The 14,980-nt window shown below is 62.0% G+C and carries 14 protein-coding genes; 9 read left to right on the top strand and 5 right to left on the bottom strand.

Annotated features, from left to right (window positions below):
- Together JF616_21255 and rpmE are read right to left on the bottom strand one after the other, a co-directional pair.
- The coding region (locus tag JF616_21255; GenBank protein MBW8890290.1) for a DUF1385 domain-containing protein at positions 1-442 on the bottom strand (442 nt) is incomplete at its 3' end.
- Entirely contained in the window at positions 439-693 is a 255-nt protein-coding gene (rpmE, locus tag JF616_21250; protein ID MBW8890289.1) for a 50S ribosomal protein L31, read from the bottom strand. The genes rpmE and JF616_21255, both read right to left, overlap by 4 nt.
- Positions 694-1,012: 319 nt before the next feature.
- On the opposite strand from rpmE, the gene JF616_21245 reads away from it, so the two are divergent.
- From JF616_21245 to JF616_21215, 7 genes are all read left to right on the top strand, one after another.
- Positions 1,013-2,899: an oligopeptide transporter, OPT family gene (locus tag JF616_21245; protein MBW8890288.1), complete on the top strand. Its 1,887-nt coding sequence runs from the start codon at positions 1,013-1,015 to the stop codon at positions 2,897-2,899.
- Positions 2,900-2,994: 95 nt separating this feature from the next.
- Positions 2,995-3,768: a thiazole synthase gene (locus tag JF616_21240; GenBank protein ID MBW8890287.1), complete on the top strand. Its 774-nt coding sequence runs from the start codon at positions 2,995-2,997 to the stop codon at positions 3,766-3,768.
- Between the two features lie 158 nt (positions 3,769-3,926).
- Entirely contained in the window at positions 3,927-4,919 is a 993-nt protein-coding gene (locus JF616_21235; GenBank protein ID MBW8890286.1) for a DUF898 family protein, read from the top strand.
- Positions 4,909-6,021 (top strand): M48 family metallopeptidase, encoded by a 1,113-nt coding sequence (locus tag JF616_21230; GenBank protein ID MBW8890285.1) that lies wholly within the window; start codon positions 4,909-4,911, stop codon positions 6,019-6,021. Before JF616_21235 ends, JF616_21230 begins: the two co-directional genes overlap by 11 nt.
- Before the next feature lie 52 nt (positions 6,022-6,073).
- Positions 6,074-6,742 carry a thiamine phosphate synthase gene (gene thiE / locus JF616_21225; protein MBW8890284.1) on the top strand — a complete coding sequence of 223 codons (669 nt, stop codon included), beginning with the start codon at positions 6,074-6,076 and terminating at the stop codon, positions 6,740-6,742.
- Between the two features lie 94 nt (positions 6,743-6,836).
- On the top strand, positions 6,837-7,379 hold the full coding sequence (locus JF616_21220; protein MBW8890283.1) for a Crp/Fnr family transcriptional regulator: 543 nt from the start codon (positions 6,837-6,839) through the stop codon (positions 7,377-7,379).
- 74 nt (positions 7,380-7,453) lie between these two features.
- Positions 7,454-8,359, top strand: coding sequence for an SDR family oxidoreductase (locus JF616_21215; GenBank protein ID MBW8890282.1), 906 nt, complete (start codon positions 7,454-7,456; stop codon positions 8,357-8,359).
- Between the two features lie 44 nt (positions 8,360-8,403).
- Here the strand turns inward: JF616_21215 and uvrC are convergent, their stop codons facing one another.
- The gene (uvrC, locus tag JF616_21210) at positions 8,404-10,281 is read right to left on the bottom strand and encodes an excinuclease ABC subunit UvrC (protein ID MBW8890281.1); all 1,878 of its coding nucleotides are present in this window, start codon (positions 10,279-10,281) and stop codon (positions 8,404-8,406) included.
- A 48-nt stretch (positions 10,282-10,329) separates the two neighbouring features.
- Here uvrC and JF616_21205 point away from each other — a divergent pair, with 48 nt between their 5' ends.
- Positions 10,330-11,454, top strand: coding sequence for a DUF1080 domain-containing protein (locus JF616_21205; GenBank protein MBW8890280.1), 1,125 nt, complete (start codon positions 10,330-10,332; stop codon positions 11,452-11,454).
- 138 nt (positions 11,455-11,592) lie between these two features.
- Complete coding sequence (locus JF616_21200) at positions 11,593-11,931, top strand: helix-turn-helix transcriptional regulator (protein ID MBW8890279.1); 339 nt, start codon at positions 11,593-11,595, stop codon at positions 11,929-11,931.
- A gap of 513 nt (positions 11,932-12,444) precedes the next feature.
- Here JF616_21200 and JF616_21195 read toward each other — a convergent pair.
- Together JF616_21195 and JF616_21190 are read right to left on the bottom strand one after the other, a co-directional pair.
- Positions 12,445-13,659, bottom strand: coding sequence for a hypothetical protein (locus JF616_21195; protein MBW8890278.1), 1,215 nt, complete (start codon positions 13,657-13,659; stop codon positions 12,445-12,447).
- 220 nt (positions 13,660-13,879) lie between these two features.
- The gene (locus tag JF616_21190) at positions 13,880-14,764 is read right to left on the bottom strand and encodes a hypothetical protein (GenBank protein ID MBW8890277.1); all 885 of its coding nucleotides are present in this window, start codon (positions 14,762-14,764) and stop codon (positions 13,880-13,882) included.
- Positions 14,765-14,980 lie beyond the last annotated feature (216 nt).

Genomic DNA, 14,980 nt, shown 5'->3' with positions numbered 1-14,980 from the left:
AGAGGCCGAGGGCAAGACCCAGCGACGAGAGCAGGCTAAGGGCAACCCAGAGGCCTTCGCGTCCCGAGGGCTTCGCCGCGGGGGCGGGCGCCGCGGAGGCGGCGGGCGCTGCGGAGGCATCGTCCGGCTGGGCCGCGCGCTCTTGCACCGACATCGAGAAATTCAGGGCCTTGATGCCGATGGCGAGGGACTCGACCAAGGAGGCGGCGCCGCGCAGGATGGGCAAGGAAAGGAGTTTATGACGCCGGGAGTAGGAGAGGAACTCCTGGTTGTCGACCACGATGGAACCGTCGGGGGCGCGCACCGCGACGGCTAGGCGCCGCGGGCTCCTCATCAGAACGCCTTCGATCACCGCTTGCCCGCCGATGCTTTCCGGCTGGTAGTCGGCGAGGAAGGAAAGGGTCCACGTGAGGCGGTGGAGCCCTTTGCGGAAGGGGTTCATTCGGCCTTGGGGGCGTCCTTCGAGGCCGTCCGGGTCTTGCGCTTGGCGCCCACGATGGTGGTGTAGCGAGAGGTGAACCTTTCGATACGTCCGGCGGAGTCGAGGATCTTCTGCTTACCGGTGTAGAACGGATGGCAGTTGGAGCAGATTTCGATGCCCTGGCCGGGAATGGTGGCGCGCACTTCGATGATATTGCCGCAGGAGCAATTGAAGGTTTGCGGTTCGTATTTAGGATGGATTCCGGTTTTCATCGGGCGGCTCCAGAAATTTTGTGAGAGGGGTAAATATAGTCGGAAGCCATGATTCCTTCAATGTCGGTACGCCTAACTCCAGTTTAACCAGAGGCTTGTTAGAAATCTACCCGATTCCCGATACCTGGCCCATGGCTTTATACCCGCGGGATACGTAGAGATTGGGACTCTTTAGGATGCCTTTAACCAAGAGAGGGGCAAGAACAACGGAGGGATGGGAATTTTACCTTTCGCACCGGACAGTGGCCGGGAGGAAACCATGGCGTACGAGGGGCGACGAAATGCGCCCGCTGGGCAAAGCCCGGTCGAGCGGGCGGGGATGGAGCGATCCGGCTTTTTCGGGGCGCCGGGCGAGTTCACTTGGCTTTCGGTGGGTCTGGGGCTGGGCATCGCCCTGATCATGACGGCCGCCAACGTGTACTTAGGTCTATACGCGGGTATGACGGTCTCCGCATCCATCCCTTCGGCGGTGCTGGGCATGGCGGCGTACCGGATGTTGGGGCGGCGCGAAGTACTCGGCGCGAATATCGTGCAGACCTTGGCGAGCTCGGGAGAATCCTTGGCGGCGGGAGCCATCTTCACCATCCCGGCGCTGGTGCTGGTGGGGGCTTGGAAGGATTTCCGCTTCTGGCCTACCACCTTGATCTCCATGACCGGAGGCTTGCTCGGCATCGCTTTCATGGTGCCTTTGCGGCGCCTTTTGATCGTGGAAAGCCCGCAGCTGACCTATCCCGAAGGCGTGGCCTGCGCCGAAGTGCTGAAGTCGGGAGCCGGCGGCGCGAAAGGCGGCGTGGCCTGGTTGGTGAAAGGTTTCGCCCTGGGCGGGGCCTTTAAGCTTTTATCTGCGGGCTTAGGGCTGCTGAACGGAACGCTGGAATGGGCCGGGCGCTTAGGCGGACGCGTGGTTTTCCTGGGGAGCGATCTCTCCCCCGCGCTTCTCTCCGTTGGCTTCATCACCGGGCTGGGCGTGGCTTCGCAAGTGTTCCTGGGAGGCGCGTTGGCCTGGCTCATCGGGCTGCCGCTCCTCCGGCCGACGGGCGCCATGGCCACCGCCGCGCCCTTGGACGCGGCCTGGGGACTTTGGTCCGGGCAAATCCGTTACCTGGGCGTGGGCGCCATGGTGGCGGGCGGCCTCTGGTCCATCTTCTCGATCCGCTCCGGAATCTTCCAGGGGCTGGGGAGCCTGGCCCGCTCCTACCGCCGGGAATCCTCCACCCGGCCGGCGCGCACCGATACCGATATGCCCGGGCGCTTTCTGCTACTGCTGTTGGCCGTCTGCGCCGTGCTCACGGCCGGGCTGTATTATTACCTGCTCAAGTCGCCCGGCCTGACCTTGATCACGACCTTGCTGATGCTGGCCGCATCCTTCGTTCTGACCGGAGTCTCCAGCTATATCGTGGGTCTGGTCGGAAGCTCCAACAATCCCGTTTCGGGGATGACCATCTCGGCCTTGTTGGGCACGGCGGGATTCTTCCTACTGCTGGGGTTCAAGGGCGACAACGCCATCCTGGCGACGTTGGGGGTGGCGGCCATCGTGTGCTGCGCGGCGTGCTCGGCGGCGGATTGCTCCCAGGATCTGAAAACGGGATACCTGGTGGGCAGCACGCCGAAGGCGCAACAGTACGCCGAAGTGCTCGGGGCCGTCGCCCCCGCATTCGTCATCGCTCCGGTTTTGTCGCTGCTGCATCATTCCTACGGGATCGGGGTGGGCTTGAAGGCGCCGCAGGCGACCCTGTTCGCGAGCTTGGCGGGCGGCTTGTTCGGAAAGGGCAGCATTCCCGTGGGACTGATCGGCATCGGGGCCGGTATCGGAATCGCCTTGATCGCCGCGGATGCCTGGTTGAAGGCGCGGGGATCGCGATTCCGCCTGCATCCGATGCCGGTGGCGGTAGGCATGTATCTGCCTTTCACTTTGTCGGTGCCCATCCTGATGGGCGGCTTGATCCGTTGGGCGGGCCAAAGGGCTTTGGCGCGGACCGCGGCCGAAGGCGCGGCCGATGACGAGCTTTCCAATGCGGGCGTGCTCTTAAGCTCTGGGCTGATCGCGGGAGAATCCATCCTGGGCGTGGCCTTGGCGGCCTGCGTGTATTTGAAGGTTCCGCTGGCGGTGGCTTGGCATCCGTCCTGGTTGGCATGGGCGTCGATGGCGCTGTTCCTGGCGCTGGCGGGATATTTGGCGAAGGCGGCGCGCAAGAGCCTGCGCTAAGGAGCGGCCGCCGCGGGGAGGTGCGGATTGCCGGCGTCGGATCGGCCGATTTCCTATCTTTGGCTTTCCACCTTCCAGGCTTTAGAGGTCAGCTCATGCCCCATGACAAGCCGCTCGTATTGGGCGGGAAAACCTTCCGCTCCCGCCTCATCGTCGGAACCGGCAAGTATCCCGATTTCGAAATCATGCGCCAATGCCACGAGGCTTCGGGCGCGGAAATGGTTACCGTGGCCCTTGGCCGCGTGAAGCTGAACGGTCCCGAGGAAGAGAACATCCTCAACTTCATCGACCCGAAGAAGTACGCCTTGCTGCCGAACACGGCGGGAGCCTACAACGTGGAGGACGCGCTGCGCATCGCGCGCTTGGCCGGGGCCCAGGGGATGAAGTACCTCAAGCTGGAAGTGCTTTTCGACCAGAAAACGTTGTTACCCGATCCTTTGGCCACTTACGAGGCTTCCAAGATCCTGGTGAAGGAAGGCCATACCGTGATGGTCTATACCAACGACGATCCGGTATTGGCCAAGAAGCTGGAAGACCTGGGGGTGGCGGCGGTGATGCCGGCGGGCTCCCCCATCGGCAGCGGGCAGGGCGTGCTCAACGAGAACAACATCCGCATCATCATGGAGTCGTTGTCTTGCCCGGTGATCGTGGACGCGGGCATGGGGACGGCCTCGGACCTGGCGCGGGCCATGGAACTGGGCGTGGACGGGATCCTGTGCAATACCGGGATCGCCGGCGCGAAGGACCCGGCGCGGATGGCCCGTTCCTTCCGGATGGCATGCGAAGCCGGCCGCGATTCCTTTCTTGCCGGCCGCATCCCGCGAAAGCTGTACGGCTCGGCGTCCAGCCCCCAGGAAGGCCTGCGCTAGGACCGCGCGCGGCCAACCCCGCCCTCCGGACCCCTCGATTCGATTGCAACACTTTCACTGGTCCCGCCCCGCGGACCAGTGTTATTATTATTCGTTTCCGTTACGGCCGATACGACGACACGACGGCCGCGACTGCGCTTCCAACCCGCGGAGGTCCCATGTCCGGCGAATACGCGCCCAGCGCGCCTGCATCCGAAGAACCCACGGCCGCCGGCGATTTCCACGGTAAAGGGGGCGACCTTTTCCTGCTCTGGCTCGCCAACTCGGCGCTCACGATTCTCACTCTCGGCATTTATTTCGCGTGGGGCAAGGCCCGCATCTACAAGTTCTTTTACGGGAACACCGAATTCGCCGGATCGCGCTTCCGCTTTACCGGAACCGGCAAAGAGATCTTCATCGGTACCTTGAAGGCGATCGGGTTGCTTATCATACTGTATGGCCTCTTCTTCGCGGGAGCCTACCTGCAAGGCCGGCACAAGCTGAGGGTCGCGGGGATATTGGTCACCGTGATCTTCTTCGCAGCCATCGTCTTCCTCACCCAGTTCGCCATCTACGCCACCGTGGCTTATCGGGCGTCCCGGGCGCGTTTTCGCGAAATCGATTTCCGCTTAGCCGGGAGCCCGCTCCTCTTCGCGCGCGATGCCATTCCCCGTTTGCTCCTGGGATTGGTGACCTTCGGATTCGCCTTCCCCCTGTACACCCATTGGAAGATCGGGCGCATCTACGACAATCTTTCCTTCGGCGACCTGAAGTTCACCTGGCGCAAGGATGCGGGCGCCTACTGGCGGCTGGCGATGAAGGGATATTTCCTTTCCCTCCTCACCTGCGGGGTCTACTACTTCATCTGGTTGCCCAAGCGCTTCGCCTTCCTTCTCGATCATTTGAGCGTGGGCGGCTGCCGGTTCCGCGGGAAAATCACGGCGGAAGAAATCTTTCTACTCACCCTCACCAACATATTGCTCGTTTTCTTCACCCTCGGGTTCGGCTCGGCTTGGGCGGTGACGCGGACCATGCGTTTCTTCATTTCCCGCGTGGAGTTGGAAAACCCGTCCCGTCTGGAAGCGGCCCTGCAAGTCGGCCGCCAGAAAGCGGGCGTCACCGGCGAGGCCCTGGGCAATGCGCTGGACTTGGGCGTAGGACTTGGATTCTGATCCGGGCCCGGATCCTGATTCCGCGTCCCCGGTTTATTGGGAAGGTACGGCGGAGTTCTTCGACGGCAGGCAGGCCAAAGCCCATGTGATCATCGTCACGATCGGGCCTCAAGGCTTGGAGGTGCGGCAGGGGGACGCGGCGGGGGTTTACCGCCGGGGCGAATTCGAATTGACGGAACGGGGCGGGGACGATCGTTTCTTCAGCCTGGCCCTCAAGGCGCATGCCGGCGCGGCCTTGGCCTTCCGGGAGCGGCCCGAAGCGTTGGAATGGCTGCGCGCCGCCGGACTCCTCCGCCGGAACGCCTGGTCCGCGACCCCGCTCTGGGGCCGGGCCCTGGTCCTGTCCGGATTCCTGATCCTGTTCGGCGCCTTCATGTATTTCGCCGGCCTGGACATGCTTGTGAACGCGACGGTGCGGGCGCTCCCCCCCAGCATCGATCATTTGCTCGGGGGGTCGGCCACCAGGGCCTTCGAGTCCAAGCTCGTCAAGCCGCCGAAGGGCGCGGCCCGGCGCGCCTTGGATAAGAGCGCCGCCATGGTATTCACGCTCCGGCCCGGCTACCGCGACAGCGTCCGCATCCTCATCGTACGGGACACGTCGATCAAGAACGCCTTCGCCTTTCCCGGCGGCGCCATCGTGGTCTATACGGGTATGTTGCGCTTGCTGGAGACCCAGGAGGAGTGGATGGGATTGTTAGCCCACGAGGGGGCGCACCTGCATTTACGACATGGCACGCGGCGCCTGGTGCGCGGCAGCCTGCTGGGTCTCGGGGTTTCCTTGTTGCTCGGGGACATGAGCGGCGCGGGTTCGGTCCTGCTCGACAATGCGGGGAACCTCATCAACCTGAATTACGGCCGCCGGGACGAAGCGGAGGCGGACGCCTTCGCCCTGGAGACTTTGAGGGCGCACGGCTACTCCGCTTCCGGGTTGCAGACCTTGTTCCGGAAATTCCTCAAGTTCAAGGAACTACCCGGTTGGGCCGCCTTCCTATCCACCCATCCGGCCACCCGCGATCGCATCGCGGCCATGAAAGATGCGGGAAAAGGCCCGCACGGCCTGCTCTTGACGGCGGAGGAGTGGGCGGCGCTAAAACGGTTATGAACCCGGCCCTACGCTCTTGCGAACCGATGGGAATGCATCTAGGTTGGAGATTATGGACGCGCAACCGGTCTTGCCCCCGCTTTACTTCGTCACCGACCACAACCTCACCGGCGGCCGGCCCCAGGCCGACGTGATCGCCGCCGCCTTGGAGGGCGGGGTCCGGCTGGTGCAGTACCGGGATAAGGATTTGCCCGACAGCGGATTTGAACGGGAAGCGCGCGCCGCCTTGGAGCTTTGCCGCCGCTACGGCGCTTTGCTCTTGATCAACGATCGAGTGCATATCGCCTTGACCCTCGGGGCCGACGGCGTGCATCTGGGCCAGGAGGATATGCCCCCCGAGGAAGCCCGCCGCCTGCTGGGGCCGAAAGCGATCATCGGGCTTTCGACGCACAATCGCAAAGAGCTTCTCGCCGCGCAAGGGCAGCCGCTCGACTACGTTAACATCGGCCCCATGTTCCCCACCGCCACCAAGGACCATTCGCGTTACGGCGCTTTGGGAGCCGATGCCGTACTCGAATTGGCCGGGCTCAGCCGGCATCCATCCACGACCATGGGCGGCATTAAGCGCTCGCATTTGCGTTCGCTTTTCGCGCGCGGGGTCGCGACGGTGGCCATGGTGACGGAAATCAGCCTGGCTCCGGACCCGGCTACGAGGGTGCGCGAGTTGTTGGCGGAGATCGAGGCGGGGAAAGCGGAGCGGGCCGTGGCGGCGGGAGCGTAAAGGTTATACTTATCCCATGGAAGACGTTGCGCTTTATCTCCGGATGAGACAGACCCTTTCGCAGTGGGCCGATTTCGAGGACCGCGAATGGAACATGCTGGCAAGCATTTTCAGGATCCGCAAGGCGGGCAAAGGCGATACCCTGCTCAAACCCGGTCAAACCGCGAAAGAGATTTTGTTCGTATGCAGCGGCCTGTTGCGCTATTTCTACCGCGAAAGCGACGGACGGGAAGCCAATAAAGCCTTCCTTTACGAAGATACCTTCTCCAGCCCGTTGAACGCATGCGCTTCGGACTTGGCCATCGGGTGCGGCGTCGAAGCCCTGGAACCCACCGTGATCCTGATCGCCGATGCCATGGAGTTCAACGCCCTCTACGATGCCCACCCGGTTTTCGACCGGATGGGGCGCAAGCTCGGGGAATGGTGGATGGCGCGCAAGGAGTTGCGCACCCGGGCCTTCCAAAGCCAGGACGCGCGCGAACGCTACCTGGACTTCATCCGCATGCACGGGAACCTGGCCCAACGCCTGCCGCAATACCACATCGCCTCCTACCTGGGCATCACCGAGGTTTCCCTTTCCCGCATCCGCCGGGGTTTGGCGCGAACACCGCGTCCCGCCCCATTTCTTAACATTTGATTATCCGCGCGCGCCCCGCGCCCTGGTAGCTTGACTCCCGTGGCCTCATCATCGCCACGTACCAAGGAGCAGCCATGATCGCCAAGCAGAAAATCCTCGTCACCGGCGCCGCCGCCGGCTTCGGTTTCCGCATCGCCACGACCCTCGCGAACGCTGGGCATACCGTCTTCGCCACCCTGCGCGACCCCGCTGGGCGCAACGCCTCCAAGGCCCGGGCCCTGGCCGCATCCGTCCGGGGAGGCGGCAAACTTTACGTTCTGGAACTCGACGTGGCCGACGATGCCTCCGTGGACGCCGCGGTACGCAAGGCCGCGGAACTGGAGGGCGGCCTGGATGCCGTCATCAACAACGCGGGCGTGGGTCCCGGCCTGGGTGCTTATGGCGAAACGGTGGGCATGGATCAATTCCGGCACGCCTTCGAGGTAAACGTGTTCGGGGTGCAACGCGTGACCCGCGCGGCGCTTCCCTATCTTCGCGAGCGCGGGCGCGGCTTGATCGTGAACATCTCGAGCACCATGGGCCGCATCGTGCTGCCTTATGCTTCCGCCTATACGGCCAGCAAGTACGCCCTGGAAGGGCTTTCCGAAAGCTACCGCTACGAACTGTCCGCGACGGGGGTGGAAGTGGCGATCGTCGAGCCCGGCGGCTTCCCCACGGATTTTTTCGCGAGCGTGGAGGCGCCGTCCGCTTTGGATCGCCTGGCCGGCTACGGCCCCCTGGCCGATGCGCCGGCTAAGTTCTGGGGACCGGTCGGGGAAAGCCTTCGCAGTCCCGCGGCTCCCGATCCCCAAGCCGTGGCCGACGCGGTTCTGGACCTGGTGGCTGCAGCGCCGGGAAGCCGTCCCTTGCGCGTGGTGGTGGATCCGTTACATGGCGGCGAAGGCCCGCGGGCCATCAACCAAACCACCGGGGCCGTGCAGGCCGGGCTGTTGGAGGCCATCGGGCAAAAGCATCTGCTGGTTTTGAAAGGCTTGGATTAGGAACGAAGGAAGGGGTTAGGAAGGATTGGATCGGAAGGACCGGATCAAGGAGGGGTCGCCGAGGACCCATCCGACCGCTTCTCTTCCAAATATGCCCGCACGCGCGCGGCCACCACCTTGCCCGCCGCTTGCGCCAGCTCCGTTTCCGGGGCCGCGGCGATGGCGGCGGGCGCCCCGAAGGCCTGCAACAGCTTCATCTTGGTCTTGGTCCCGACTCCGGGTACCTCGTCCAGCCAGGACGATTCGATATGCTGCTTGCGTTTGGATCGCTGGAAGGTGATGGCGAACCGGTGGGCCTCGTCCCGGACCTGCTGCAGCAATTGCAGGCTGGGCGAAGTCTTCGCGATCAGCAAGGGCTCGGATTGGCCGGGGAAAAAGATTTCTTCCAGGCGCTTAGCCAGGCCGATGACGGGCTGTTCGGGCCGGCCCGCCTCGCGCAGGATTTCATAGGCCATGCCCAATTGCCCTTTGCCCCCATCGATGAGGAACAAATCAGGGAAGGGCTGGTTCTCTTCGATCAGTCGCTTTACGCGGCGGCCCACGATCTCCTTCATGGAGGCGAAATCGTCGATTCCCGCGACGGTTTTCACATTGTAATGCCGGTAATCCTTTTTGCTGGGCTTTCCGTCCACGAATACAACCTGCGAGGCAACGGTGTCGGTGCCGGAGAGGTGGGAAATATCGAAGCCTTCGATGCGATGCGGGGGGTTTGGCAGACCTAGATCCTCCTGCAGCGCAGTCACCATGTAGCTTTGCCGGTTCTTGCGCTCGCGGCGGGACACCATTTCGGCTACCAGGAGCTTGGCGTTCTCCAGGGCCAAGTTGATCTGCCGGCGCTTCTCCCCCTTTTGGGGAATCTCGATATCGACCGCGCCGCCGCGCAGGTCCCGCAAGACGGCCTCCACGTTCTCCTCTTCCAAGGTCGGGTGGGAAAGGATCAGTTCGCGCGGGATGCCTTCGGCGCCTTGCCGTACGTAGTAGCCCTTGATGAATTCGGTGATGACGCTGTCCTCGTCCTGTTCCAACGGCGCGTTCACTTCGAAATGCTTGCGGCCGCTCACGTACCCGTCCCGGATTTCCAGGATGACGATGCAGGCCATCTTCCCGGTGCGGGAGCAGGCGATCAGGTCCTTGGAGGCATCCGTCCCCAAGTCCACCTTCTGGCTTTCCTGGAGGGAGTCCAGATCGCGGATTTGATCGCGTACGCGCGCCGCTTCCTCGAAGCGGTCGGCGTTGGCCGCGTCCCGCATGCGCTGTTCCAGGTCCTTGCGCAAGTCCCGGTGGCGCCCCTTGAGCAACAGGACCGCCTGCTCGACCAGATGCCGGTAAGACTCGGGGGTGGTGAGGTTGGCGCAGGGCGCATCGCAGCGCTTCAGATGGTAGCTGAGGCAGGGCCGGATGGGCTGGTCCAAGGGCAGCTTCAGGTCGCAATCGCGGATCCGGAAGACCTTGTTCAACAGGCTCAGGGTCTTGCGCATGGCGCGCACGTTGGTGTACGGCCCGAAAAACAGGTCCTTGGTCTTTCCCGAAGCCTGCCGCGTGACCATCAAGCGTGGGTAGGGCTCGGAGAGCGTGACCCGGATGTAGGGGAAATGCTTGTCATCCTTGAGTTGGACATTGTAGCGGGGGGTATGCTTGTTGGCCAGGTTGGCTTCCAGGATCAAAGCCTCGACCTCGTTATCGGTGATGATCCACTCGATATCCTTGGCCACGGCCCGCAGCAGGGTGGAAGCCAGATGGTTGGCCTGATGCGATCGGGCATTGAAGTAACTCCGGACCCGGTTGCGCAAATTGACCGCTTTGCCGATGTATACGATCTCGCCCTTGGCGTTCTTCATGAGATAGACTCCGGGCCGGGTGGGTAGGACTTCCAGTTTGGCCTGGATGGCGGCCGAAAGGGCGCCGTCGGAATCAAGGGGCATGGGAAGCAAAATAGCAGTTAAACAAAATTACGGTTATATATTGAAACCATGAACGCCTGCGAACGCATTTCCGCCCTTCTCTGCCTGCTTACCGCCTTGGCCTCGGCCGGCCCGAACGACACGGTTTGGACCCCGCTCTTCAACGGGACCGATCTCAAGGACTGGGAAGTGAAAATCACCGGGCATCCCTTGAACTGGGATTCTTTGCAAACCTTCCGCGTCGCCCCTTGCGTCAATGATCCGGGAAATTGCCTGGAACTGAATTATTCCAATTACACCAACTGGAACGGGACGCCTTGGAGCCACATCGGCTACAAGCCGAGGACCTTTACCCATTATCTAGTGCGAGCGGAATACCAACTTTTCGGGACCCAGACGCCGGGAACGCCGACCTATTCCATGCAGCAAAGCGCCTTGCTGCTGCATTCGCAAACCATGGCCAGCCACGGGCTGGACCAGGATTGGTCCATCGCCCTGGAGCTCCAAATCGTCGGCCCTTCCAACGGGGTCAAGGCGGTAGGCACGGCCAATGTCTGCACCGATGGCATAGGCTACCACAATGCCGCGGGCACCCTGGTCGCCGACCATTGCACCAACGCTACGGCCAACCCCATGACCCTGGCGCCGACGTGGACCTCGGTCTCGGCCCTGGTGCTGGGGGATTCGGTCATCAAGTACTTCGCTTCAGGTCAGAACGTACTCACCTACTATAAGCCCGTGCAGCGGAGCGATGGCTCCGTGAAGAACAATACCCTTCCCATCGTGGCCGGCACGCCGGTTACGGGCGGGACCATCGGGATCCAGGGCGAAGGGGCGCCCATCCGCTTCCGGAAACTGGAAGTGGCCGATCTGGCGGGTTGCATGGACCCCGCTTCGGCGAATTACAAATCCTATTACGTGAAAAACGACCCCGCGGCCTGCAACGTCACCTCTCTAGCCCACGGCGGGCCGCCTTCCGGAACCTTCGCCTTCCGTTCCGAAGGCAACACCTTGTCGTTGACGCTGACCGGCGCCTTCACCGCGAGCCTTCGGAATCTCCAGGGGAAAAGGATCTGGGAGGCCCGCGGCCAAGGTCCCGCCCGATATGCCTTGCCCCGGCATACGGGTCTTTGCTTCCTCACCGTGGAGCAAGCTCATCAGGGCTTCACCCGCAAATTGATTCTCGGGCCTTAAAATTCCCGGCCAAGCAGCGGCCCATCCACCCGTTCTAGCATCCGCCCAAGGATACCGCTCTGGATTCGCCAGGTTCGCCATGGCGAACGAACCGTTCGGGAATAATCCCTAGCTTTGGCCTCTACACAGGTCAAGTCAGTGGATTATCTTCAAAAGTTGGGCGAAAACCTTCGGCGGCGGATCCTCGGTTCCGGCGCATCGGGCAGCATCGAGCTCTTCGCCCATGAAAACCAAATCCCGAAATCCACCTTGAGCGAAGTCCTGAATGGAAAGAACGATCCGCGCCTAAGCACCCTGGCCAAGATCTGCTCCGGCCTGGGCATCGGTTTGTCGGATCTCTTCGCCGATTCCGCCCTCGAGAACTTCGTGGCCGAGTCGGCGGGCAAGTATCAAGCGCGCGGTAGCGCCAAGCGTCCGCACGCCCGAAACCCCGCCAAAACCGTTCGGGCAAAGGGCACTCCTGCCCGCAATAAATAAGGCTGCCCCCAAGCCTTTCATCAGAGTTCCTCAAAGCTTCCTTTCGAATAGCCTAGGCGTCCATGAGGAGTCGCAACCGCGAACGGTTCGGCTAGAAAAGGTAAGCGCCAGGACGACGGAATCCGGTAAGGCCGGCCGGGAAAAAGCGCGTCTCCCGGACCCGTCCTCAACGAATCCATCCACGGCGCAAATCGGATCGAGCGGGGCCGTCAGCGCGATTTCGAAAGCGTACTCCCGCGAGCCAACGGAGTCGGGCAATTGGATGGGATAGGTATTGGCATAACTGGAAGGATCGAGGGGTCCACGAACCCCCAAGCAAGCAAGGTTTCCTTCCAGCCGAGGCTTCGAACCGCAACAAACCCCCGTGAAGGTCAGGACGATGGAGCTGTCGTCTCTCGCGATCCACCTTCCCACGAGATTCCGGTATTCCGGCTCCTCCGGGGGCACGGTGGGAGTACAGGACCAAAACAAGCAAGCCGCTAGCAGAGCTCGACAATCCATCATCCCCTCCCTTTATGGATAGTATCCGTTGTGGAACTTTTGAACTTCGACCAGGCTGACGGTATTGTAGCCTGCCGAAGTGACCCTATGATCCTTGGAGTACACGCTGATTTGCCCTTGATAGGTTCCCGTGGGCCTGATTCCGAACAAGAGCCGTCCTGTTCCGGTGGTCCATGTGGAGAACCCGCCCGGCCCCGTGATCACCCATCCCGGATCCCCATCCAACATCGCAACCGCCACGCCGGTATTCACCGGGCTTCCCTGCACTTGACGCAGCTGGAAGGTGAGCGATCCGAAATTCGGGACATCGAGGGTAGGCACGCAACACCAATGATAATCGCCGTAAATCTCATAGATGGAGATAGTGGTTAACTCCGATACGCCATGGTCTTTCGCCTGCCCGTCGAACCCTTCCGCGCCGTTCCCGCAGTCCACATACTGGAGTTTCGTCAAAAGGCTTCCGCAACAGGACCAATTCGTCCGGGCGCCTGCACCCATGGTGTATTGGCCGGAAATAAAGGCATCAGGGCTATGCGCCGCAGGACTCGAGGTCATGATCCGGAACTTGATAATGCTTCCGCGCAAAGTCTCTGGGGGGATATATCCTCCTTGATTGTTCTTTAGGCGCAGGCCAATGGCGTAAACATGGAGAAGATGGGGATTGGAGGCGGTATGATCTTTCGAACTCGCCACCCAGGTGATGAGGTTCTCGTCCAGGGGACGGCTCTCCCAAAGGAGAGCGCCGGGACCGGTCCCATAATCCACGTAGGCGCCTCCTCCCACCAGGATAAAACCTTGTTCGACCTGGCATCCCAGGCTCTGGTGCTGCGCCGTGTTCGGCGTTACGCATTCATATATGCGCGTCTCCACCTGCCCCGACCAATCGGTATAGGTCTGAATCAGGCCGCTGGCCGCTTTTGCCAGTGCCGGGCCCCCGCCGGAAGGAATGGATTGCCGGGGCATGATGCGCCAGCCGGAATTGATCTGGTACTCGCTTCCGGTGGCAGGATCTTTATACGTGGAAACAGGCGGCTTAATCCGGCCGGCGGTCTGATCATCCGCCACTTGGCGCATTCGATTGGTGTCGATGGGCGTCGATTGCTGCAGGGCCAATGCAGGATTGTAGGCTGGGCCCGAGAGCGAACTCGCGGTGGGTTTCGACGAGTCCACCTGCATACAGGCTTCCAAGAATAGAAAGTACAGACAGGACAGAATCACTAATCGCATGACGGTTCCTTTCCGGCTTTGCAAAGCCAGTAATGAAATGGTGCCGTAGGTGTCCTGGTCGCTATCGGGTCCTTCCATCTAGTTCGCTAAAGCGAACCCGGCGAGATGGGGACCCCTGGTTGTCTTTTTTCCGAACGAGTTTCCCGTAAGAAACCGTTGCGGCTAAACGGGGAGAAATTAGTTCGCTATAGCGAACCTGTCAAGCGCAATTGGGGAGGGTTCAAAGTTCCCGGGTCAAGCGCATTCCACCCTGCAGGAAAGCGTTTCCCCATCCTTCGACCGTGCGGGTTTGGCCGGATCGGATTTCTATCCGCATGGGCCAGCCGGTCCCGGGTCTGCATTCCAAGCCGATCCCGACCGATGCGTCCTCAACATGCGCATAGTCGGCGCCTTGCCGGGGCTTGGCCCAAACGCGGGTCGTTCCGCCTTCGGCGATCAGGTACGGAGCCAGTCGCGCATGCGCACGGTACATCGCGCCGACCGCGAAGCGGATTTCCCAATCCGTATACACACCGGATACCGAATCGGGAGTATAGACGGAATCGGAGGCCGAGGCGGAAAGGCTGTCGAGGTAGGGAGCATCGAAGTAGCTCCAGAAGCGCGCCGACCTGCGGATGCGGTTCCGAAAAAGGCCCCCGCCTGCGGTAAACATCCAGGGTCCCGGCCCGCCGCTGAAACCGAAGAAGGCTCCCGCGTTCCATTCTCCCCGCGATGCAGGCGCGGCTCCCGCGGTTAAACCCGAGTATAGCGCATCCTGTTGCCAAGTGATTGCGCCCGTCATGGCATACCGTTCCCGAGCGAGGCGGTATCGCTCCTCGATCTCGCCATACGGATGGGGGTCGGAAGGATCCTGCGTGAGATAAAGGTTTTTCCCGTCCGTCCTCTCCCGGTAGAGGCGCTGATGGAAAAGGGGATTCTGGCTGTTCATCGAAGCGGAAAGGGAAAGCGAGATCCCGTCCCGGGCCGTGCGGAAATGCACGGGTACTTCCGGCGCCTGGTATTGGGCATCCAAAACGCCCAAGCGCGTATCCGGCGCGCATGAGGAAAGAACTGCAATCAGGGCCACGAAACCGGCACGCCAAGGCATCGCGGACCCGGACTTCATCTTGACTCCATCTTAACCTACAGGGGATGCGTACTCATAAATATACGGCTGCGGCAGGGTCCGCAATATGCCATTTTTCTTGGTTATCCCACTCGGGACGGGTTGCTTGCATCCGGGTCGCGGCCGGACCAAGCGTGAGAGGTGCGGAAACGAAAAAGCCCCCGCTATGGGCGGGGGCTTTGACAATGAGGACGTATCGGGGGTCGCTTGCGCGGG

The organism is Fibrobacterota bacterium, from assembly GCA_019509785.1.
Lineage (GTDB): Bacteria > Fibrobacterota > Fibrobacteria > UBA11236 > UBA11236 > Chersky-265.
The sequence above is the reverse complement of the archived record's forward strand: the minus strand, read 5'-3'. Positions and strand labels throughout refer to the sequence as shown.

Bases quoted from the DNA above. Each gene is read 5' to 3' on its own strand.
- JF616_21235 (MBW8890286.1), top strand. From the start codon at position 3,927: ATGTCCGGCGAATACGCGCCCAGCGCGCCTGCATCCGAAGAACCCACG.
- JF616_21240 (MBW8890287.1), top strand. From the start codon at position 2,995: ATGCCCCATGACAAGCCGCTCGTATTGGGCGGGAAAACCTTCCGCTCC.
- JF616_21190 (MBW8890277.1), bottom strand. From the start codon at position 14,764: ATGAAGTCCGGGTCCGCGATGCCTTGGCGTGCCGGTTTCGTGGCCCTG.
- rpmE (MBW8890289.1), bottom strand. From the start codon at position 693: ATGAAAACCGGAATCCATCCTAAATACGAACCGCAAACCTTCAATTGC.
- JF616_21245 (MBW8890288.1), top strand. From the start codon at position 1,013: ATGGAGCGATCCGGCTTTTTCGGGGCGCCGGGCGAGTTCACTTGGCTT.
- JF616_21220 (MBW8890283.1), top strand. From the start codon at position 6,837: ATGCTGGCAAGCATTTTCAGGATCCGCAAGGCGGGCAAAGGCGATACC.
- uvrC (MBW8890281.1), bottom strand. From the start codon at position 10,281: ATGCCCCTTGATTCCGACGGCGCCCTTTCGGCCGCCATCCAGGCCAAA.
- JF616_21205 (MBW8890280.1), top strand. From the start codon at position 10,330: ATGAACGCCTGCGAACGCATTTCCGCCCTTCTCTGCCTGCTTACCGCC.
- JF616_21195 (MBW8890278.1), bottom strand. From the start codon at position 13,659: ATGCGATTAGTGATTCTGTCCTGTCTGTACTTTCTATTCTTGGAAGCC.
- thiE (MBW8890284.1), top strand. From the start codon at position 6,074: ATGGACGCGCAACCGGTCTTGCCCCCGCTTTACTTCGTCACCGACCAC.
- JF616_21215 (MBW8890282.1), top strand. From the start codon at position 7,454: ATGATCGCCAAGCAGAAAATCCTCGTCACCGGCGCCGCCGCCGGCTTC.